This window comes from Caulobacter sp. CCG-8 (genome assembly GCF_037402475.1).
Lineage (GTDB): Bacteria > Pseudomonadota > Alphaproteobacteria > Caulobacterales > Caulobacteraceae > Caulobacter.
In genome coordinates this window covers 311,361-328,151 of the sequence record NZ_JBBEUD010000001.1, presented here as the reverse complement: position 1 = coordinate 328,151, position 16,791 = coordinate 311,361, and the positions used below count along the sequence as shown (strand labels likewise).

The 16,791-nt window shown below is 70.6% G+C and carries 15 protein-coding genes; 10 read left to right on the top strand and 5 right to left on the bottom strand.

The genetic code is table 11. The features are described 5' to 3' along the window. Positions 1-2: 2 nt before the first annotated feature. Together WAE60_RS01370 and WAE60_RS01365 are read right to left on the bottom strand one after the other, a co-directional pair. Entirely contained in the window at positions 3-914 is a 912-nt protein-coding gene (locus tag WAE60_RS01370) for a class I SAM-dependent methyltransferase (RefSeq protein WP_337684519.1), read from the bottom strand. An 18-nt stretch (positions 915-932) separates the two neighbouring features. Beyond that, positions 933-2,396, bottom strand: coding sequence for a glycosyltransferase (locus tag WAE60_RS01365; protein WP_337684518.1), 1,464 nt, complete (start codon positions 2,394-2,396; stop codon positions 933-935). A gap of 165 nt (positions 2,397-2,561) precedes the next feature. On the opposite strand from WAE60_RS01365, the gene WAE60_RS01360 reads away from it, so the two are divergent. From WAE60_RS01360 to WAE60_RS01345, 4 genes are read left to right on the top strand one after another with little or no spacing between them, the layout of a single operon-like run. After that, positions 2,562-3,197 (top strand): TetR/AcrR family transcriptional regulator, encoded by a 636-nt coding sequence (locus WAE60_RS01360; RefSeq protein WP_029916490.1) that lies wholly within the window; start codon positions 2,562-2,564, stop codon positions 3,195-3,197. Positions 3,198-3,202: 5 nt separating this feature from the next. Further along, complete coding sequence (locus WAE60_RS01355) at positions 3,203-4,015, top strand: ABC transporter substrate-binding protein (protein ID WP_029916487.1); 813 nt, start codon at positions 3,203-3,205, stop codon at positions 4,013-4,015. Next, entirely contained in the window at positions 3,958-4,998 is a 1,041-nt protein-coding gene (locus WAE60_RS01350) for an iron ABC transporter permease (RefSeq protein ID WP_337684551.1), read from the top strand. The genes WAE60_RS01355 and WAE60_RS01350 overlap by 58 nt, the downstream gene beginning before the upstream one ends. Beyond that, positions 4,995-5,750, top strand: a complete 756-nt coding sequence (locus tag WAE60_RS01345; protein ID WP_337684516.1) for an ABC transporter ATP-binding protein — start codon at positions 4,995-4,997, stop codon at positions 5,748-5,750. Before WAE60_RS01350 ends, WAE60_RS01345 begins: the two co-directional genes overlap by 4 nt. Before the next feature lie 4 nt (positions 5,751-5,754). On the opposite strand, the gene WAE60_RS01340 is transcribed toward WAE60_RS01345, so the two are convergent. Continuing rightward, entirely contained in the window at positions 5,755-7,917 is a 2,163-nt protein-coding gene (locus WAE60_RS01340; RefSeq protein WP_337684515.1) for a lytic transglycosylase domain-containing protein, read from the bottom strand. Between the two features lie 262 nt (positions 7,918-8,179). Between WAE60_RS01340 and dapA the strand changes: the two genes are divergently transcribed. Together dapA and smpB are read left to right on the top strand one after the other, a co-directional pair. Further along, complete coding sequence (gene dapA / locus WAE60_RS01335) at positions 8,180-9,064, top strand: 4-hydroxy-tetrahydrodipicolinate synthase (protein WP_337684513.1); 885 nt, start codon at positions 8,180-8,182, stop codon at positions 9,062-9,064. Beyond that, positions 9,064-9,522 carry an SsrA-binding protein SmpB gene (gene smpB / locus WAE60_RS01330; RefSeq protein WP_056759915.1) on the top strand — a complete coding sequence of 153 codons (459 nt, stop codon included), beginning with the start codon at positions 9,064-9,066 and terminating at the stop codon, positions 9,520-9,522. The genes dapA and smpB overlap by 1 nt, the downstream gene beginning before the upstream one ends. A 7-nt stretch (positions 9,523-9,529) precedes the next feature. On the opposite strand, the gene WAE60_RS01325 is transcribed toward smpB, so the two are convergent. Both WAE60_RS01325 and WAE60_RS01320 read right to left on the bottom strand, forming a co-directional pair. Next, complete coding sequence (locus WAE60_RS01325) at positions 9,530-9,997, bottom strand: RidA family protein (protein WP_337684504.1); 468 nt, start codon at positions 9,995-9,997, stop codon at positions 9,530-9,532. Positions 9,998-10,014: 17 nt separating this feature from the next. After that, positions 10,015-10,686, bottom strand: a complete 672-nt coding sequence (locus tag WAE60_RS01320) for a spermidine synthase (RefSeq protein ID WP_337684503.1) — start codon at positions 10,684-10,686, stop codon at positions 10,015-10,017. 129 nt (positions 10,687-10,815) lie between these two features. On the opposite strand from WAE60_RS01320, the gene WAE60_RS01315 reads away from it, so the two are divergent. From WAE60_RS01315 to WAE60_RS01300, 4 genes are all read left to right on the top strand, one after another. Beyond that, entirely contained in the window at positions 10,816-11,592 is a 777-nt protein-coding gene (locus tag WAE60_RS01315; protein ID WP_029916472.1) for a class II aldolase/adducin family protein, read from the top strand. A 107-nt stretch (positions 11,593-11,699) separates the two neighbouring features. After that, positions 11,700-12,389, top strand: a complete 690-nt coding sequence (locus WAE60_RS01310) for a hypothetical protein (protein ID WP_337684500.1) — start codon at positions 11,700-11,702, stop codon at positions 12,387-12,389. 117 nt (positions 12,390-12,506) lie between these two features. Further along, positions 12,507-13,640, top strand: a complete 1,134-nt coding sequence (locus WAE60_RS01305) for an efflux RND transporter periplasmic adaptor subunit (RefSeq protein ID WP_337684498.1) — start codon at positions 12,507-12,509, stop codon at positions 13,638-13,640. Beyond that, positions 13,640-16,783 carry an efflux RND transporter permease subunit gene (locus WAE60_RS01300; protein ID WP_337684496.1) on the top strand — a complete coding sequence of 1,048 codons (3,144 nt, stop codon included), beginning with the start codon at positions 13,640-13,642 and terminating at the stop codon, positions 16,781-16,783. The genes WAE60_RS01305 and WAE60_RS01300 overlap by 1 nt, the downstream gene beginning before the upstream one ends. Positions 16,784-16,791: the final 8 nt, after the last annotated feature.

Sequence of the window (16,791 nt, the reverse complement as noted above, 5' to 3'; positions counted from 1 at the left end):
GACTACTCCGACGCCCAGCGGGCGAAGAACGACAGGCCGATCTGGCGGTCGCCCTTCTCCTCGACCAGGGCCAGCTCGCCCCAGTCGATGACCCCGCCGCGACCCTTCAGCTCCTGGGCCAGCAGGCCCGACATCGCCGCGCCCGAGACCCGGGCGGCGTAGGCGTTCATCAGCAGGAACGAGGCGTCGGGCGCCAGGATCTGGGCGCAGCTTCGAGTCAATTCCGCCAGGTCCTCGAACAGGCGCCAGACCTCGCCGTCGGCGCCGCGGCCGAACTTCGGCGGGTCCAGGATGATCCCGTCATACTGCGAGCCGCGCCGGACCTCGCGGGCCACGAAGCGGCGGGCGTCCTCGACGATCCAGCGGATGGGCTTGTCGGCCAGGCCGGCGAAGGCGGCGTTCTCGCGGGCGAAACCGACCGACTTCTTGGAGGCGTCCACGTGGGTCACGGCCGCGCCGGCGGCGGCGCAGACCAGGCTGGCCACGCCGGTGTAGCCGAACAGGTTCAGGACCTTGGGCTGGCGACCCCCAGGGGCTTGCGAGATGGCGCGGACCCGCTGGTCCTGCCAGGCCCAGTTGGCGGCCTGCTCGGGGAAGAAGGCGAGGTGGCGGAACGGCGTGAACTGGCCGTGGAACTTGGCCTCGCCCCAAGCCAGGGGGAACTTCTCCAGGGGCTTGCCCTTGAAGCGCCAGCGGCCGGCCTCGTCCTCGTCGGTGGGGTCGAAGACGGCGTCGGCGGCGTCCCAGACCTTTGGGTCCAGGCGCGGGGCCCAGAAGCACTGCGGCTCGGGGCGGACGACGGTGTAGCGGCCGTAGCGCTCCAGCTTCTTGCCGTGGCCGCTGTCGAGCAGGGCGTAGTCGGCCCAGCCGGTGGTGCGCATGACGAGCGGGGCGGCGGCGATGGTCGGATTCATGCCCCCGCCAATACGCGCTCAGGGCAAGGCCCGTCCAGTCCGCGCCAGCAGCCGGGGCAGGAGACGGTTCGCGGACCGGGGCGTGTGCGGGGTCTTGTCCCAGTGGAACGGCGCGACGACGAACTGCCGAAGCGCCTCGGCGGCCGCCAGGCTCTGCAGCGGCCAATAGGCGATCGCGCCCAGCAGCGGCAGCATCCGCTGGCGGTGTCCGGCCCGCCGCTGGGCCACGGTCCCGGCGACGGCGATGCAGGTCCAGCCGAAGACCATCAGCATCCAGTCCATGGCCGGCGCCGCGGTCCAAAGGCCCAGCTTGGCGCCGATCCCCTGCATCAGCAGCCAGGCGAACAGCGGACCGTGGACGTGGGAGGACACGACGGGCAGGGCCAGGGTGAGGATCAGCGCGACGAGGCCGCGCGGCGAGCGGGCCGCCGGACCGCGGGCGTGGACGGCCAGGGTCTGGAGATGGCCCTTGATCCAGCGCGCCCGCTGCGGCTTCCAGACCTTGAGGCTGGCGGGCGAGGTCTCGAAGGTGGGCCGGGTCAGGACGCCGAGCCGGCGGCCCTGGGCGGCCAGGCGAAAGCCGATGTCGGCGTCCTCGGTGACATTGTACGGGTCCCATCCACCGGCCGCGCGCAGGGCGCCGGTCCGGAAGTGGTTGCTGGTCCCGCCCAGCGGGAAGGGCAGTCCCCAGCGGGCCAGGGCCGGCAGGAAGACCTCGAACAGCACGGCGTATTCCAGCGCGAACTGGTCGGGCAGGAAGCGCGGGTCGGGTTCGATCCGCAGCGGTGCCTGCAGGCAGGCCAGCTCGGGCCCGGCCTGGGCGAAGCGCGCGGCGGCCTCGCGCAGCTGGTCGGGATGCGGCGCGTCCTCGGCGTCGTAGATCACCACCAGGTCTCCATGCGCCCGCTCCAGGGCGATGTTGCAGGCGCGCGGCTTGGTACGGGGCGTGCCGGGTGGGGCGATCAGCACCTGGAAGCCGACCGGCAGGTCGAGGGCGCCGAACGCGGCCTGGGTCTCGTGGTCCTGGGCTTCCAGCACGATCAGGACCTGCAGCCGATCGCGCGGATAGTCGAGGCGGGCCAGGTTGGCGATCAGCTCCGCCGCGACCGCCGCCTCGCGATAGAGCGGCGCGATGATCGTGTAGGCGGGCAGGGCCTCGTCCGGAAGCGGCGCGGCGGTCGTCGACGGACGCGGCGTGAAGGCGGCGACCAGCTTGATCCCCGAATGGCTCAGGAAGCCGACGAAGAACAGCAGATGGAAGCCCTGCATCATGGGGTCGGGCCGCCAGGCCGTCAGGAGAAGCAGCGCCAGCGCCAGGACCGCCAGTCCGACGATCTGCCCTCGCGACAGGCGTCGATGGGCGCCGTCCTGCAGGGGCGGGGCCGCCGAGCCGATGTCTTCCGGAAGGGCCTCGATCCAAAGCCCGTCGGCCGTCTTGGCCCCGAGCGTCCGCCCCCGCTGGTCTCTTTCCTCTCGCGCCATAGCCCCCGCCGCGCCATATCGGATCCAGCGAGCAGATAACGAATCCTCAACCATGACGCGTCAATCAGAAAAACACGCGTTTTGGCTAAATCGTTGAGAGTTGCGACGTTTGGGTGATTCCCGTTTAGTGTCGGGTTTGGGGACTAGGTAGGGGAACGCCATATCGTGACGGTCGCGTTGAAGAAGCCGCACAAGTCGGCGCGAAAGCCCAAAGGGGACGGGCATCTGCGTCGCGGAGAAATCCTGGCGGCCGCCGAGAAGATCTTCATCGCCGAGGGCTACGCCGGGGCGACGATCCGCAAGATCGCCGACGCCGTGGGCGTGTCGTCGACGGCGCTGTACATGCACTTCCGCGACAAGGACCAGATCCTGCTGGAGATCAGCGACGGCGCGATCGGCCAGCTGCTGGCGGTCAATGTCGACATCGCCCACCGGCCGATCGACGCGGTGGCGCGGGTCAAGCTGATGCTCGAGGCGTACATGCGCTTCGCCCTCGACAACCCCAACACCTACCAACTGGTGTTCTGCGGCTCGCGCGACGTGATCTCCAAGGAAAAGCAGGCCGCCACGGCCGAGCTGGGCGATCGCTGCTTCGCCGAGTTCAGCGGGCCGATCCATGAGATCGCCGCCGCCGGCCGTCTGCGCACGGGCTCGGGCGAGAGCGCCGCCCAAGTGTTGTGGGCCGCCTGCCACGGCCTGGTGGCCCTGCTGATCACCATGCCGGACCGCAATTGGGCGCCGCGCGAGGAACTGATGAAGGTCACCCTCGAAGGGCTGCTGCACGGCCTGGTCACGGACTGACATCCATGCGCGCCGCCTTGCTCGCCGGCCTGATCGTCGGCTTGGCGGCCGTCGCGGATCCCGCGGCCGCCCAGACCACGGCAAGGCGGGTGATGTCGCTGGACTCCTGCGCCGACCAGTACGTGCTGGCCCTGGCCCCGCGCGAGGCGATCGTCGGCGTCTCGCCGCGCGCCGACGCGCCGGATTCCTTCCTCCGCGCCAAGGCGATCGGCCTGCCGCAACGGCGGACGACGATCGAGGCCGTGCTGGGCGCTCGTCCCGACGTCGTGGTGCGACAGTGGGGCGGCGCCGCCCGGCTGACGGCGGCCGTCGCCCGTCGCGGCGTGCGGACCATCAGCCTGGGCGACGCCACCGACTTCGACGGGGTGCGGGCCAATGTCCGCCAGGTCGCCCAGGCCCTGGGTCGCCGGGCCGAGGGCGAGGCGCTGCTGGCGCGGATGGACGCCGACCTGTCGCGGGCCGAAGGGGCGGGCAGGGGGCGCGCCGCCTTCTACCTGACCCCCGGCGGCTACACGGCCGGACCCAACACCATGATCGACGCCATGCTGCGGGCGGCGGGCTTCACCAACGCCTCGACCCAACCCTACTTCTCGCCCGCGCCGCTGGAGAGCCTGGTGCTGAACCCGCCCAAGGCGGTGGTGCTGGGCTTCTTCGACCTGACCCGCGCCGGCGCCGATCGCTGGGGACCGGGGCGTCACGCAGCCTTGCGCAAGACCACACGCGGCCGGGTGGTCGCCTCGCTGCCCGGCGCCATGCTGGGCTGCTCGGCCTGGTTCGCCGCCGATGGCGCCCGGACCCTGGCGGAGGCGGCGCGATGAGCCCGCGCCGTTTGGAACTGATCCTCCTGCTGATCCTGGTCGTCGCGGCGGCGATCGCCGTCAGCCTCGGCGAGAGCCCGCTGAACGCCGCGCAATATCACCAGGCCCTGACCGACCCGGCCTCGCCGCCGGGCGAGGTGCTGTGGACCATCCGCCTGCCGCGCGTGCTGATGGCGGCCCTGGTCGGGGCCGGCCTGGGCCTGGCGGGGGCGACCATGCAGGGGCTGTTGCGCAATCCCCTGGCCGAGCCCGGCGTGCTGGGCGTCTCGGCCTCGGCGGGGCTGGGCGCGTCCCTGGCCATCGCCGGCGGGCTGGCGGCCCTGCCGGGCGCGATCGAGCTGGCCGCCCTGGTCGGAGCCCTGCTGGCCGGAGGCGCGGTGGTCGGCCTGGCGGCGCGGTTCCGCGAGCCCGAGGTGCTGATCCTGTTCGGGGTGGCGCTGTCGGCCTTCGCCGGGGCGCTGACAGCCCTGGTCTTCAACCTGTCGCCGTCGCCGGTGGCCGTCGCCGAGGTCCTGGCCTGGCTGATGGGCTCGGTCGAGAACCGCGACTTCACCGACATCCTGCGCGCCTTGCCGCCGATGGCCATCGGCGCTGGGCTCTGCCTCTACGCGGCGCGGGGCCTGCGGATGCTGACTCTTGGCGAGGAGGCGGCCCAGATGTCGGGCCTGCCGATGGCCCGGCTGCGGGTGGCGGCGGTGGCCGGCTCGGCCTTGCTGGCTGGCGCCTCGGTCGCCGCGACGGGCGTGATCGGTTTCGTCGGCCTGGCCGCGCCGCACCTGGTGCGCGCCGCCGTCCGGGACGATCCGGGCCGGTTGCTGCGTCCCTCGGCCCTGGCCGGAGCCGTGCTGCTGGTCGCCGCCGATCTGGCCGCCCGCGTGATCCCGACCGAGCAGGAGCTGAAGCTCGGCGTGGTCACCGCACTGTTCGGCGCGCCCGTCTTCGCTCTGCTGGCCTGGCGCGCGGCGCGGAGCTGGCGGTCATGACCGCGGCCTGGACGATCGAGGGCGCGAAGGCCCGGCGCGGCAAGGCCCTGGTGCTGGACGGCGCGTCCCTGACCGTCGCGGCGGGCGAGGTGCTGGGCGTGGTCGGCCCCAACGGCGCGGGTAAGACCAGCCTGCTGCGAGCGGGCCTGGGGCTGATGCCGCTGGAGGCCGGTTCGGCCCTGCTGGCCGGGCGCCCGGTCGGAAGCCTCAACCCTGTCGAACGGGCGCGGCTGGTCGGCTACCTGCCGCAGGAGCGGCGGTTGGCCTGGAACCTGCCCGCTCGCGACGTCGCCGCCCTGGGCGCGCCCGACCTGCCGCCGGAGCAGGCGCTGGCCGTCGCCCGCGAGCGGTTGGAACGGGTGGGCGTGGCCGCCCTGGCCGATCGCGGCGTGCTCGACATGTCGGGCGGCGAGCGGGCGAGGGTTCTGCTGGCCAGGCTGCTGGCGACGCGCGCTCCGCTGCTGGTCGCGGACGAGCCCGTGGCCGGGCTGGACCCGGACGCCCAGCTCCTGACGCTGGACCTCCTGCGCGCCGAAGCGGCGTCCGGGGCGGCGGTGGTGGTCACCCTCCACGACCTGGGCCTGGCGGCGCGGACGTGCGATCGGGTCCTGGTGCTGGATCGCGGTCGCGTGGCGTCGCAGGGCGCGCCGGTCGAGGCGCTGTCGCCCGGTGTGCTGGCGTCCGTGTTCCGACTGGACGGCGCCTTGATCGACACGCCGGCCGGGCTGGTCGTCGCGGCCAGGCGCCGTTAGCCCGTCAGCGGGTGCCGGGAACGTAGCCGCCTTGAGGGATGGCGGTGGTCGAGGCGGGCGTCGTTCCACCGATCGGCGGCAGGCCGCTGGCCGTGGTTCCCGCCGGGCCCGCATAGCTGTAGCCGCCGCGCTTGAGATCGCTCGACAGGGTCAGCGGCGTGACGCCGCCGTTGAGGCGGGCGCGGTAGACCATGGTCGTCTCGATGGTCCGCATCACGTAGTTGCGGGTCTCGGAGAACGGGATGCACTCGATGAAGTCGAGCGGGTCGGTGGTCGCGCCGCGCGGGTCGCCGCACAGGGTCACCCACTGGGCCGGTCGTCCGGGGCCGGCGTTGTAAGCGGCGGCGGCCATGATGTACGAGCCGCTGAAGTTGCTGACCATGCTGCCCAGATAGGTCGAGCCCAGGCGCATGTTGTAGAACGGGTCGGACAGGCGGTCGGCGCTGTAGCTCTCGCCCATCTGGCGCGCGACGATGGCCGCCGTCGACGGCATCAGCTGCATCATGCCGCGCGCCCCGACGCCCGAGCGGGCGTTGGGGTCGAAATTGCTTTCCTGGCGCGAGATCGAATAGACGAACGCCGTCTCGGCCGCGCCCGGTCCGGGCGTGAACAGGTGGTCCAGCAGCGGGTAGCCGCGCTCGGGCAGGGTGAAGCCGCGCTGGGCGGCGGTGCGCACCGCCCGCATGGCCAGGTCGGGATCGCCGTAGCTGCGGGCCAGATCGACCAGCAGGGCCTCCTCCTCGGCGGTGGGCAGCTGGTCGTCGATGTAGAGCACGAAGACCCGGACCTGGTCGCGGGCCCCGGCCGCCATCAGGGTGCGGACCGCCCGCACCAGCTCGCGGCCCTCGAAACGGGCGCGGTCGGCCTGGGTGATCGTCGGGTCCTTGTCGAGGCGGATTTCCTTGATCCCCGCCTTTTCGGCGGCCAGCTGGCCGTAGAAGGTGGTGATGTAGCGCGAACCCTCGGCGTAGAAGGCCTGGGCCGCGATGCGGTCGCCCTGGGCCTCGGCGGCGCGGCCTTGCCAGTAGAGCGCCCGGCCGCGGGTGATCGGCGAGGCGCCGATCTCGGCGATGCGGGCGAAGTGGTTGGCGGCGCGATCGGCGTCCTTCAGGCGGGCCAGGGCGATCCAGCCGGCGAAGAACTCGCTCTCGGCGGCGTCGGCGCCGTCCTTCAGGCGAGCGTTGGCGGCCGCGTAGGCGCCGGCGTTGTCGCCGTTCTTCAGCGCGGACATCACCAGTTGCTTGCGTTCGCGCCAGATGGCGGCCGCGGCGTCGTCGCTGGGCGGCGGGGCGGGGAACTGGCTGACCAGGGGCAGGGCCAGGGTGTCCAGGCCCTTCCGGCGCAGATAGGACGCGCGTTCGAAGACCACGCCCGGCTGGGCCTGCTGGGCCGGCGACAGCGCCGCGTAGAGGTCGTTGGCGTTGCTGGCGTTCGAGCGCAGGGCGATCCGGGCCTGGGCCGCCGCCTGCTGGTCGTAGGGCAGCAGGGCGACCATGTCGCGGGCGGCCGGACCCTGGGGGCCGTACAGCAGGATGTCGGCGCGGCGGACGTGGTCGTCGCTGGTCAGCAGCGTGCCGAACCGCGCCAGCATGCCGCGCTGGGCGTCCAGTTCGAACACCTGGTCGCGCCACCAGCGGCGAATCAGGTTGCTGGCGTCGGCGGTGCGACCGGCGGCCTGGTAGGCGGCGGCCAGGGACATCGCGCCCTCGGCGGTCTGCGGATCGCGTCCGCCGAACCAGGCGATCATCCGCTGGGCGTCCAGGCCGGAGGTGACCAGGGCCTTTTCGGCGGCGTTCTCGCGGCGCTGGGAGCGCGGCCAGCCGGCGAGGTCGCGTCGGGCCTGGTCCAGCTCGAAGAAGCCCATGCTCTCGGCCCCGGCGTCCACCAGGGCCCACAGGGCGATCTTGCGCGACAGCGGGTCCTGGATGCTGGACATGGCCATGCGGATCGTGGCCGGGTCGCGGCTGGTCACGGCGGTGCGCAGGTTGGCGGCGTCGGCCTCGGCCGGCGTGGCGTAGGTGGCGGTCGGCGGCGTGGTGATCAGGCCCGACGGCGTGTAGGGCTGGGGGCCGCGGGGCAGGTCGACGTCGTCTTGGGCCAGCGCCACTCCAAACAGCGCGACAACCGCGGTTCCGCCCAGCAACACCTTACCCAGCCCTGACGCCAAAACGCCGTCTCCTTCGATTCTCTGGCCCTCGCGGGCTGCATTCTCGCCGTTTTCGGATGATCGAGGGGCCGATTTGCGGCGTTCGTGACCCTGTTTGGCGCTTATAGACCGCTTCGCGGCGGATTGACCTATGCAGAAACATCCCCAAATCGGTGCAGAGCGGCACGGACCGGTTGCGGGACAGGGGGAGCGGGACATATTGTCCGCCCCCATCCTCAGGCCGCAACCGTCGCGGCGCGTTTCTCACGGCAAATTGCAAGTCATGGCTCATTCTCCGTTCAAGGGCGTCATTCCGGCGCTGGTCACGCCATTCCGCGACGGCGCGGTGGACGAGAAAGCCTTCGTGGCCCTGGTCGAACGCCAGATCGCCGGCGGCGTGCACGGCCTGGTGCCGGTCGGCACCACCGGCGAGACCGCGACCCTGTCGCACGAGGAGCACAAGCGCGTCGTCGAACTGTGCGTGCAGACCGCCCGCGGCCGCGTGCCGGTGATCGCCGGCGCGGGCTCGAACTCGACCGCCGAGGCGATCGAACTGGTCGCCCACGCCAAGGCCGTCGGCGCCGACGCCGCCCTGGTCGTCTCGCCGTACTACGTGCGTCCCAGCCAGGAAGGCGTCTATCAACACTACAAGGCCATCAACGACGCCGTGCAGCTGCCGGTGCTGGTCTACAACGTGCCGGGCCGCACCGGTTCGGACATCGCCAACGAGACGCTGGAGCGCCTGTCCAAGCTGCCCAACATCGTGGGCATCAAGGACGCCACCGGCGACCTGACCCGCGCCAGCTTCCAGCGGATCATGTGCGGTCCCGACTGGGTGATGCTGTCGGGCGACGACCCCACGGCCCTGGGCTACGTGGCCCACGGCGGCCACGGGGTGATCTCGGTCACTTCGAACGTCGCGCCCGACGCCTGCGCCACCTTCATCAACGCCTGCCTGAACGGCGAGTGGGAAACCGCGCTCTACTGGCAGGACCGCCTGGTGAAGCTGCACAAGGCGCTGTTCCTCGACGCCTCGCCGTCGCCGACCAAGTTCGCCATGGCGCATCTGGGCCTTTGCGAAGCGACCACGCGCCTGCCGATCACGCCGTGCAGCGAAGCGGTGCAACCAGCGATCCTGGAAGCCATGCGCGAGGCGGGTCTGGTCTGATGACCAAGCCGATCGCCGAGAACCGCCGCGCGCGGTACGACTACTTCATCGAAGAGACCGTCGAGGCCGGGCTTATGCTGACCGGCACCGAGGTGAAGTCGTTGCGCGTGGGGCGGGCGAACATCGCCGAGTCCTACGCCTCGGTGGAAGGGCGCGAGATCAAGCTGATCAACGCCGACATCCCGCCCTACGGCCACGCCAACCGCTTCAACCACGAGCCGCGCCGGCACCGGAAGCTGCTGCTGCACCGCAAGCAGATCGACAAGCTGATCGGCGCGGTCCAGCGCGACGGCCGAACCCTGATCCCGCTGAAGCTCTATTGGAACGAGAAGGGCCTGGCCAAGCTGGAGATCGGCCTGGCCAAGGGCAAGAAGAACCACGACAAGCGCGAGACCGAGGCCGCCCGCGACTGGCAGCGCGACAAGGCGCGGCTGATGAAGGGCGACCGGGGGGACTGACCGCCCGCTACTTCGCCGCGGCCGGCCGGGCCGCGACCAACTCCACTTCCAGCAGCAGGTCCGGACGGACTAGTCCCGCGACGCCGACCACGGTGCTGGCCGGCGGCGGCGTCGCGCCGAAGAAGTCTCCCGCCGCCTGGCGATAGGCGGGCAGGGTGTTCTGGATATCGACCAGGAAGCCGCGGACCTGGATCACGTCGGCGGGGGTCAGGCCGCGCGCGGCCAAGGCGATGCGGAGATTGCGGAACACCGCCTGGGCCTGGCCCTGGGCGTCCTTGGGCGCGACGCCGTCCGGGCCCTGGGCGGTCAGGCCGGACACGAAGACCAGGTCGGCCCCGGCGGGGACTTCGAGGACATTGGTGAAGCGCGGGCTGGTGAACAGTCCCGGCGGGTTGTCGCGGACGACGGCGTTCTGGGCCATCGCCGGCGCCGTGCAAAGCGCCAGGGCGGCGGCCAGGGTCAGCAAGGTCTTCATCGTGGTCCGCTCCGCGTTCAGGGCCGGGTCGCCATCCAGATCACATGCCGCGCGCCGCGTCCCTTGTGGGCGCGGACGCCGATCTCTTCAACGGCGTAGCCCGCCCGCTTCAGTCGGGTCGTGAAGCCGTTGTCGCGGGTCGACGACCAGACTTCCAGCACGCCGCCGGGGCGTAGGGCGCGCTTGGCCGCGGCCAGGCCGGCGGGGACGTAGAGGCCGTCGTTCTCCCTGCGCGACAGTCCGCCGGGACCGTTGTCGACGTCCAGCAGGATGGCGTCGTAGGCCGCCGCCTCGGCGCCGATCGCCTCGCCGACGTCGCCCAGGCGCAAGGTCACGCGCGGATCATCGAGGCCGCCGGCGTGGAGTTCGCTGAGCGGCCCCCGCGCCCATTCGACGACGGCCGGCACCAGTTCGGCGACCACGATCCTGGCGTCGGTCCCGAAGGCGGCGAGGGCGGCGCGCAGGGTGAAGCCCATGCCGAGGCCGCCGATCAGCACCCGCGCCCTGGGACGCTTGCCGATGCGCTCGAACGCCAGGGTGGCCATGGCCTCTTCCGAGCCGCTGAGCCGGCTGTTCATCAGTTCGATCGGGCCGGCCATGATCGAATATTCGGTCCCGCGCCGCATCAGCTTCAGCTCGCCGCCGTCGCCGGGGACCTTGGCGGTGTCCAGGTGCTGCCAGGGGATCATGGAAAGTCTCGAACGCGGGGAAGACGCACGGGCTAACACAGGCTCGCGGATGGAGCCATCATCGCTTGACGCAGCGGGCGCGCGGCGCGACCCTTAAGCTAACAATGATAACCTACGGAGGATCCGCTCATGGCCGACGGTGCATCGCCCATCGCCACGTCGCTCAAGGACAAGGTCAGCGAGGCCGAATGGAAGGCCCGCGTCGATCTGGCCGCGCTCTATCGCCTGGTCGCCGTCCACGGCTGGGACGACATGATTTTCACCCACATCTCGGCCCGCATCCCGGGGCCCGAGCACCACTTCCTGATCAATCCCTACGGCATGTTCTTCGGCGAGATGACCGCCTCGTGCCTGGTCAAGGTCGATCTGGACGGCAACGTCATCGACAAGACCCCGTACTTCATTAATCCGGCGGGCTTCACGATCCACTCGGCCATCCACGCCGCGCGCGAGGACGCCCAGTTCGTCATGCATCTGCACACCGATCAGGGCGTGGCGGTGTCGGCGAACAAGGAAGGTCTGCTGCCGCTGTCGCAGCACGCGTTAATTGTCTTGCCTCAACTATCGTATCACGATTATGAAGGTATTGCGCTCAACCTGGACGAACGGGAACGGCTGGTGGCTGACCTCGGCGAGAAGAAGCTGATGATGCTCCGCAACCACGGGACTCTGTCCACGGGGATGACGGCCGCCGAGTGCTGGCTGGGCATGTTCTACCTCGAGCGCGCCTGCGCCCAGCAGGTGATGGCGCTCAGCGGCGGCCGCGGGAACGTGCTGGAGGCTCCGGAGGGCGCCCAGGCCGAGGTCCGCAGCCAGACGGGCATGGGTCTCGGCATGATCGCCGGCCTGGCCTGGCCGGGCTGCCTGCGCAAACTCGACCGGGAGTCCCCCGGCTACGCGGATTGACGCCCAAACGTCGAAAACCAAACGCCGCCGCGATCCTCGGGGTCGCGGCGGCTTTCTTTTGCGCGCTGCTGGGGGCGTCGAGCGCCGCCCGGGCCGGCGCCTGGCCGATGAAGGACGGCGAGGGGCTGGCCATCCTCAAGTACGAGGATCAGAAGGCCGACAAGGGCTACGATCCCGACGGCGTGGAGCGGTCGATCGATCCCCGGCGCGACCAGACCCTGTCGATCTATGGCGAGTACGGCCTGACCGATCGGCTGACCTTGCAGACCAAGGCGGCGCTGACCCGCGGCCACGACAACTTCGTCGACTACGACGGACTGGGCCCGCTCGAACTGGGCCTGCGCTATGCGCTGCTGCATACGGATCGATCAGCGGTCAGTCTTTATCTGGGCGCCACCAAGGACGGCGTGGGGCGCAACGCGGGCTACGCGGCGCCGGGGCAGGGCGACATGGACCTGGAGGCGCGTCTCCTGGCGGGGACCTCCCGGCAATGGCGCAAGGCGCACGGCTTCGCTGAACTGCAGGTCGCCCGCCTCAAGCGCAGCGGCCTGGCGGACGAAACCCGTATCGACGCCACCGTGGGGCTGCGGCCCACGCCCCGCTGGCTTCTGATGGCCCAGACCTATATGGGCAAGGCCGAATCCGAACCGGTCGCGTCACGCTGGCGCAAGCGCGAGGTGTCGGTCACGCGCGACCTGGGCGTGTGGAGCCTGCAGGCGGGATGGCGACAGACCTTGTCGGGACGGGAGACCCCGATCGACCATGGCCCGGTCGTGGCCGTGTGGCGTCGGTTCTGATATTTCAACGATGTAATATTCGGTCATCCGTGTGTCACTGGACGCGGCCTAGGGCTGACGGCTATTGAGCCGATTTGTATCAGCTGAGCCGGTCATCTCCGGCGCCCGGAGCTTTTCGTGATCCGCAGACACTTCTTCCTCGTCGCGGCGGTGGTCGCCGTCTTGCTGATGCTGTTGGTCGGCGGACTGAAGCTGGCCTTCGGCGGCAAGGCGCCGGGGCAGGGCGGCCCGGGCGGTGGCGGACGCGCGACGCCGGTGTCGCTGGTCGTCGCCCAGCCGCGCGGCTTCGCCGACCGGGTCGAGGTGCTGGGCGTGGCCAAGGGTCGCCAATCGGTCACCATCACCTCCAACACCGCCGAGCTGATCACCGCCGTGCACTTCAGCGACGGTCAGACCGTCTCCAAGGGGCAGGTGCTGGTCGAGCTGAAGGGCGACCAGGAGGACGCGGGCATCGCCCAGGCCCAGGCCCAGCTGGCCCAGGCCGATCGTGAATACACGCGGTGGAAGACCCTGGCCGAAAAGGGCATCGCGCCGCGGGCCTCGGCCGACCAGTACCTGGCCGCCCGCGACACCGCCCGCGCCGCCCTGGCCGCCGCCAGCGCCCAGAAGCTGGACAAGGTGATCCGCGCCCCGTTCTCGGGCCGGGTCGGCATTTCCGACATCGCGCCGGGCGCCCTGATCAGCCCCGGAACCGCGATCGTCACCCTCGACGACGTCTCCGTGATCCGCGTCGACTTCTCGGTGCCCGATCGCTATCTGCCGATCCTGCGCGAGGGCCTGGCCATCACCGCCAAGCCGGACGCCCTGCCGGGCGAGATGTTCACGGGCCGTATCGCCCAGATCGACACCCGCATCGACCCGGCCACCCACGCGCTGAAGGCGCGGGCCGAGTTCCCCAACGGCGACGGCCGCCTCAAGCCGGGCATGCTGATCAAGGTCGGCATCGACCAGGGCCAGCACCAGAACGTCGCCGTCCCCGAGGCGGCTGTGCAGTTCGAGGGCAACCAGGCCTCGGTGTTCCTGATCGCCAAGGGGCCGAAGGGGCAGGTCGCCCGTCGCACCGCCGTGCAGACCGGCATCACCGCCGACGGCTTCATCGAGATCACCTCGGGCCTGAAGCCCGGCGACCGGATCGTCGGCGACGGCCTCAATCGCGTTCAGGACGGCGCGCCGGTCAATCCGGGCGGCGGCAAAGGCGACAAGGCCCAGGGCGGCGAGAAGGCCGGCGGCCGCAAGCAGAAGGCCGGCTGATGCTTTCCGACCTTTCCGTTCGCCGCCCGGTCTTCGCCGCGGTCGCCGCGATCATTCTCTGCGTCGTCGGCCTGGCCGCGTTCAAGAGTCTGCCGATCCGTGAACTGCCCAGCGTCGATCCGCCCGTGGTGTCGATCTCGACCGCCTATCGCGGGGCCTCGGCCGAGGTCATCGAAGAACGCATTACCCAGATCATCGAGCGGCAGGTCGCCGGCATCCAGGGCATCGACCGCGTCAACAGCTCGTCGCGCGACGGCCGTTCGCAGATCACCATCACCTTCACCCTGGACCGCGATCTCGACGCGGCCGCCAACGACGTGCGCGACGCGGTCAGCCGGGTAGCGGCGAACCTGCCGGACCAAGCCGACCCGCCGCAGATCGCCAAGGCCAACGCCGACTCCTCGCCGATTATCGTCCTGAACCTGACGTCCAGCTCGCTCAGCACGCTGGAGCTGGCCGACTACGCCGACCGCTACCTGGTCGAGCGGATGTCGACGATCCCGGGCGTGGCCCAGGCCAACCTCTACGGCGCACCGCTGTACGCCATGCGCATCTGGCTGGACGCCGACGCCATGGCCGCGCGCGGCGTGACGGTCGACGACGTCGAGAACGCGCTCAACGCCCAGAACGTGGAACTGCCCGCCGGCGCGCTGGAAGGCGCCGCCAAGGACTTCACGATCCGGGTCAGCCGGGCCTATTCCAAGCCCGAAGACTTCCTGAAGCTGCCGCTACGCGCCGGCGACGCGAACGGATTCGTCGTCCGCCTGGGCGACGTGGCGCGGGTCGAGGAGGGCGCGGACGAGCGCCGCAAGCTGTTCCGCGGCAACGGCGTGCCCCAGGTCGGCATCGCCCTGACCCGCCAGTCGCAGGCCAACGACGTCGCCATCTCCGAAGCCGTACGCAAGGAAGTGGAGGCGATCAACCAGACCCTGCCGGCCGGCTCCAAGATGATCGTGGCGATCGACAACTCGGTGTTCACCGCCGAGGCGATCCACGAGGTCTGGATCACCATGGGCATCTCGATCGCCCTGGTGGCCCTGGTCAATCTGCTGTTCCTGGGCAGTTGGCGGTCGGCCCTGATCCCATCGATCGTCGCGCCGATCTGCATCCTGTCGACCTTCATCGTCCTGGCCCCGCTGGGCTTCTCGCTGAACCTGCTGACTCTGCTGGCCCTGGTGCTGGCCGTCGGCCTAGTGGTCGACGACGCCATCGTGGTGGTCGAGAACATCCAGCGCCGCGTGGACGAGGGCGAGCCGGCGACCGTGGCGGCCCTTCGTGGCACCCGCCAGGTGTTCTTCGCCGTCGTCGCGACCACGATCGTGCTGATCTCGGTGTTCGCGCCGCTGATGTTCCTGCCCGGCTATATCGGCCGCCTGTTCGTCGAGCTGGCCGTGGCCATCGCCGCCGCCGTTGGCTTCTCGGCCCTGCTGGCGCTGAGCCTTTCGCCGATGATGGCGTCGAAGCTGCTGAAGCCGGCCAGCTCCAACTGGTTGTCCAGCCGGGTGGACAAGGCGATGGACGCCCTGAAGGACAGCTATCGGCATTCGCTGGAAGGCCTGCTGGGCAGGGGCTCGGCCACCGTGGTGACCGGCCTATCGGTGCTGGTCCTGGCCGTGTGCGCCGGCGGCCTGTTCGCCTTGCTGCCGCAGGAACTAGTGCCCGCCGAGGACCGCGGGCGCGTCGACGTGTCGATCAACGGTCCGGAAGGCAGCGGCTTCGACGCGACGGTCAAGGTCGCCGACCGGATCGAGTCCATCCTCGACCAGTACCGTCAGGACGGCGTGGCCGAGCGCACGATCATCACCGTGCCGCGCTTCGGCCAGAACCAGTTCAACACCGGCAACGCCGTCATCGCGCTGAAGCCCTGGGGCGAGCGGGACAAGTCGGCCGACCAGGTCGCCGCCGAGCTCAACAAGAGTCTGTCGAAGATCACCAGCGTCCGGGCGGTGGCCTCGGTGCGCGGAGCCTTCCAGCGCGGCGGCGGCGGCGGCGGCGGGGGCGGCACCAATGTCGACATCATCGCCGTCGGCAACGACTACGTCCAACTGGCCAACTGGCTGAAGCCCATCCTCGAAGCGTCCCAGGCCAATCCGGGCCTGTCGCGTCCGCGCCTCGACTACGAGCCGACCGCGCCGCGCCTGTCGGTGCAGATCGACCGCGACAAGGCCGCGACCCTGGGCGTTTCGGCCCAGTCGATCGGCCGGGCGCTGGAGACCATGTTCGGTTCGCGCCAGGTCACGACCTACATCAAGACCGGCCAGGAATACGACGTCATCCTGCAGACGGCGCTGGACCAGCGTCGCGGCCTGGAAGACCTCAACCGCCTGCAGGTGCGGACCCTGTCGGGCGCCTTGGTGCCGCTGTCGACGGTGGTTACCACCGAGCTGCGCGGCGACACGCCTGATCGTCCGCGCGTCGACCGGCTGCGCGCGGTGACCCTGACCACCCAGCTGAACCTCGGCTACACGGTGGCCGACGCGGTGAAGTTCTTCCAGCAGCAGGCGGCCGAGCATCCGACCCCGGGCGTCAGCGTCAAATGGGGCGGCCAGGCCAAGGACTATCTGGAAGCCTCCGGCGCCGTGGGCCTGGCCTTCGGCCTGGCGCTGCTGCTGGTGTTCCTGGTGCTGGCGGCGCAGTTCGAAAGCTGGATCCACCCGGCCGTGATCATGCTGACCGTGCCGCTGGCGGCGCTGGGCGGCCTGTTCGGCCTGCTGATCACCGGCTCGACCATCAACACCTACAGCCAGATCGGCCTGATCATCCTGGTCGGCATCGCCGCCAAGAACGGCATCCTGATCGTCGAGTTCGCCAACCAGCTACGCGACGAGGGGCTGAAGGTGCGCGAGGCGGTGATCGAGGCGGCGGCCCTGCGCCTGCGTCCGATCATCATGACCTCGATCTCGGCCGCCATGGGCGCGCTGCCGCTGATGCTGTGGGCGGGCGCTGGTGCGGGCAGCCGCAAGACGATCGGGGCGGTGATCTTCACCGGCGCGATCTTCGCCACCCTGCTGACGCTGTTCGTGGTGCCGGTGTTCTACAACCTGCTTGCGCGCTTCACGAAGTCGCCGGAGTGGACGGCGCGGCAGATCGAAGAGTATGAAGCCCGCGAGAAGAGCGGGGAGGGGCATGCCTCACCCGTCTGAACCGGGTG

Coding starts and splice junctions, on each gene's coding strand:
- WAE60_RS01315 (WP_029916472.1), top strand. CDS start 10,816: ATGGCCGACGGTGCATCGCCCATCGCCACGTCGCTCAAGGACAAGGTC.
- WAE60_RS01325 (WP_337684504.1), bottom strand. CDS start 9,997: ATGAAGACCTTGCTGACCCTGGCCGCCGCCCTGGCGCTTTGCACGGCG.
- smpB (WP_056759915.1), top strand. CDS start 9,064: ATGACCAAGCCGATCGCCGAGAACCGCCGCGCGCGGTACGACTACTTC.
- WAE60_RS01355 (WP_029916487.1), top strand. CDS start 3,203: ATGCGCGCCGCCTTGCTCGCCGGCCTGATCGTCGGCTTGGCGGCCGTC.
- WAE60_RS01345 (WP_337684516.1), top strand. CDS start 4,995: ATGACCGCGGCCTGGACGATCGAGGGCGCGAAGGCCCGGCGCGGCAAG.
- WAE60_RS01370 (WP_337684519.1), bottom strand. CDS start 914: ATGAATCCGACCATCGCCGCCGCCCCGCTCGTCATGCGCACCACCGGC.
- WAE60_RS01320 (WP_337684503.1), bottom strand. CDS start 10,686: ATGATCCCCTGGCAGCACCTGGACACCGCCAAGGTCCCCGGCGACGGC.
- WAE60_RS01300 (WP_337684496.1), top strand. CDS start 13,640: ATGCTTTCCGACCTTTCCGTTCGCCGCCCGGTCTTCGCCGCGGTCGCC.
- WAE60_RS01365 (WP_337684518.1), bottom strand. CDS start 2,396: ATGGCGCGAGAGGAAAGAGACCAGCGGGGGCGGACGCTCGGGGCCAAG.
- WAE60_RS01310 (WP_337684500.1), top strand. CDS start 11,700: ATGAAGGACGGCGAGGGGCTGGCCATCCTCAAGTACGAGGATCAGAAG.
- dapA (WP_337684513.1), top strand. CDS start 8,180: ATGGCTCATTCTCCGTTCAAGGGCGTCATTCCGGCGCTGGTCACGCCA.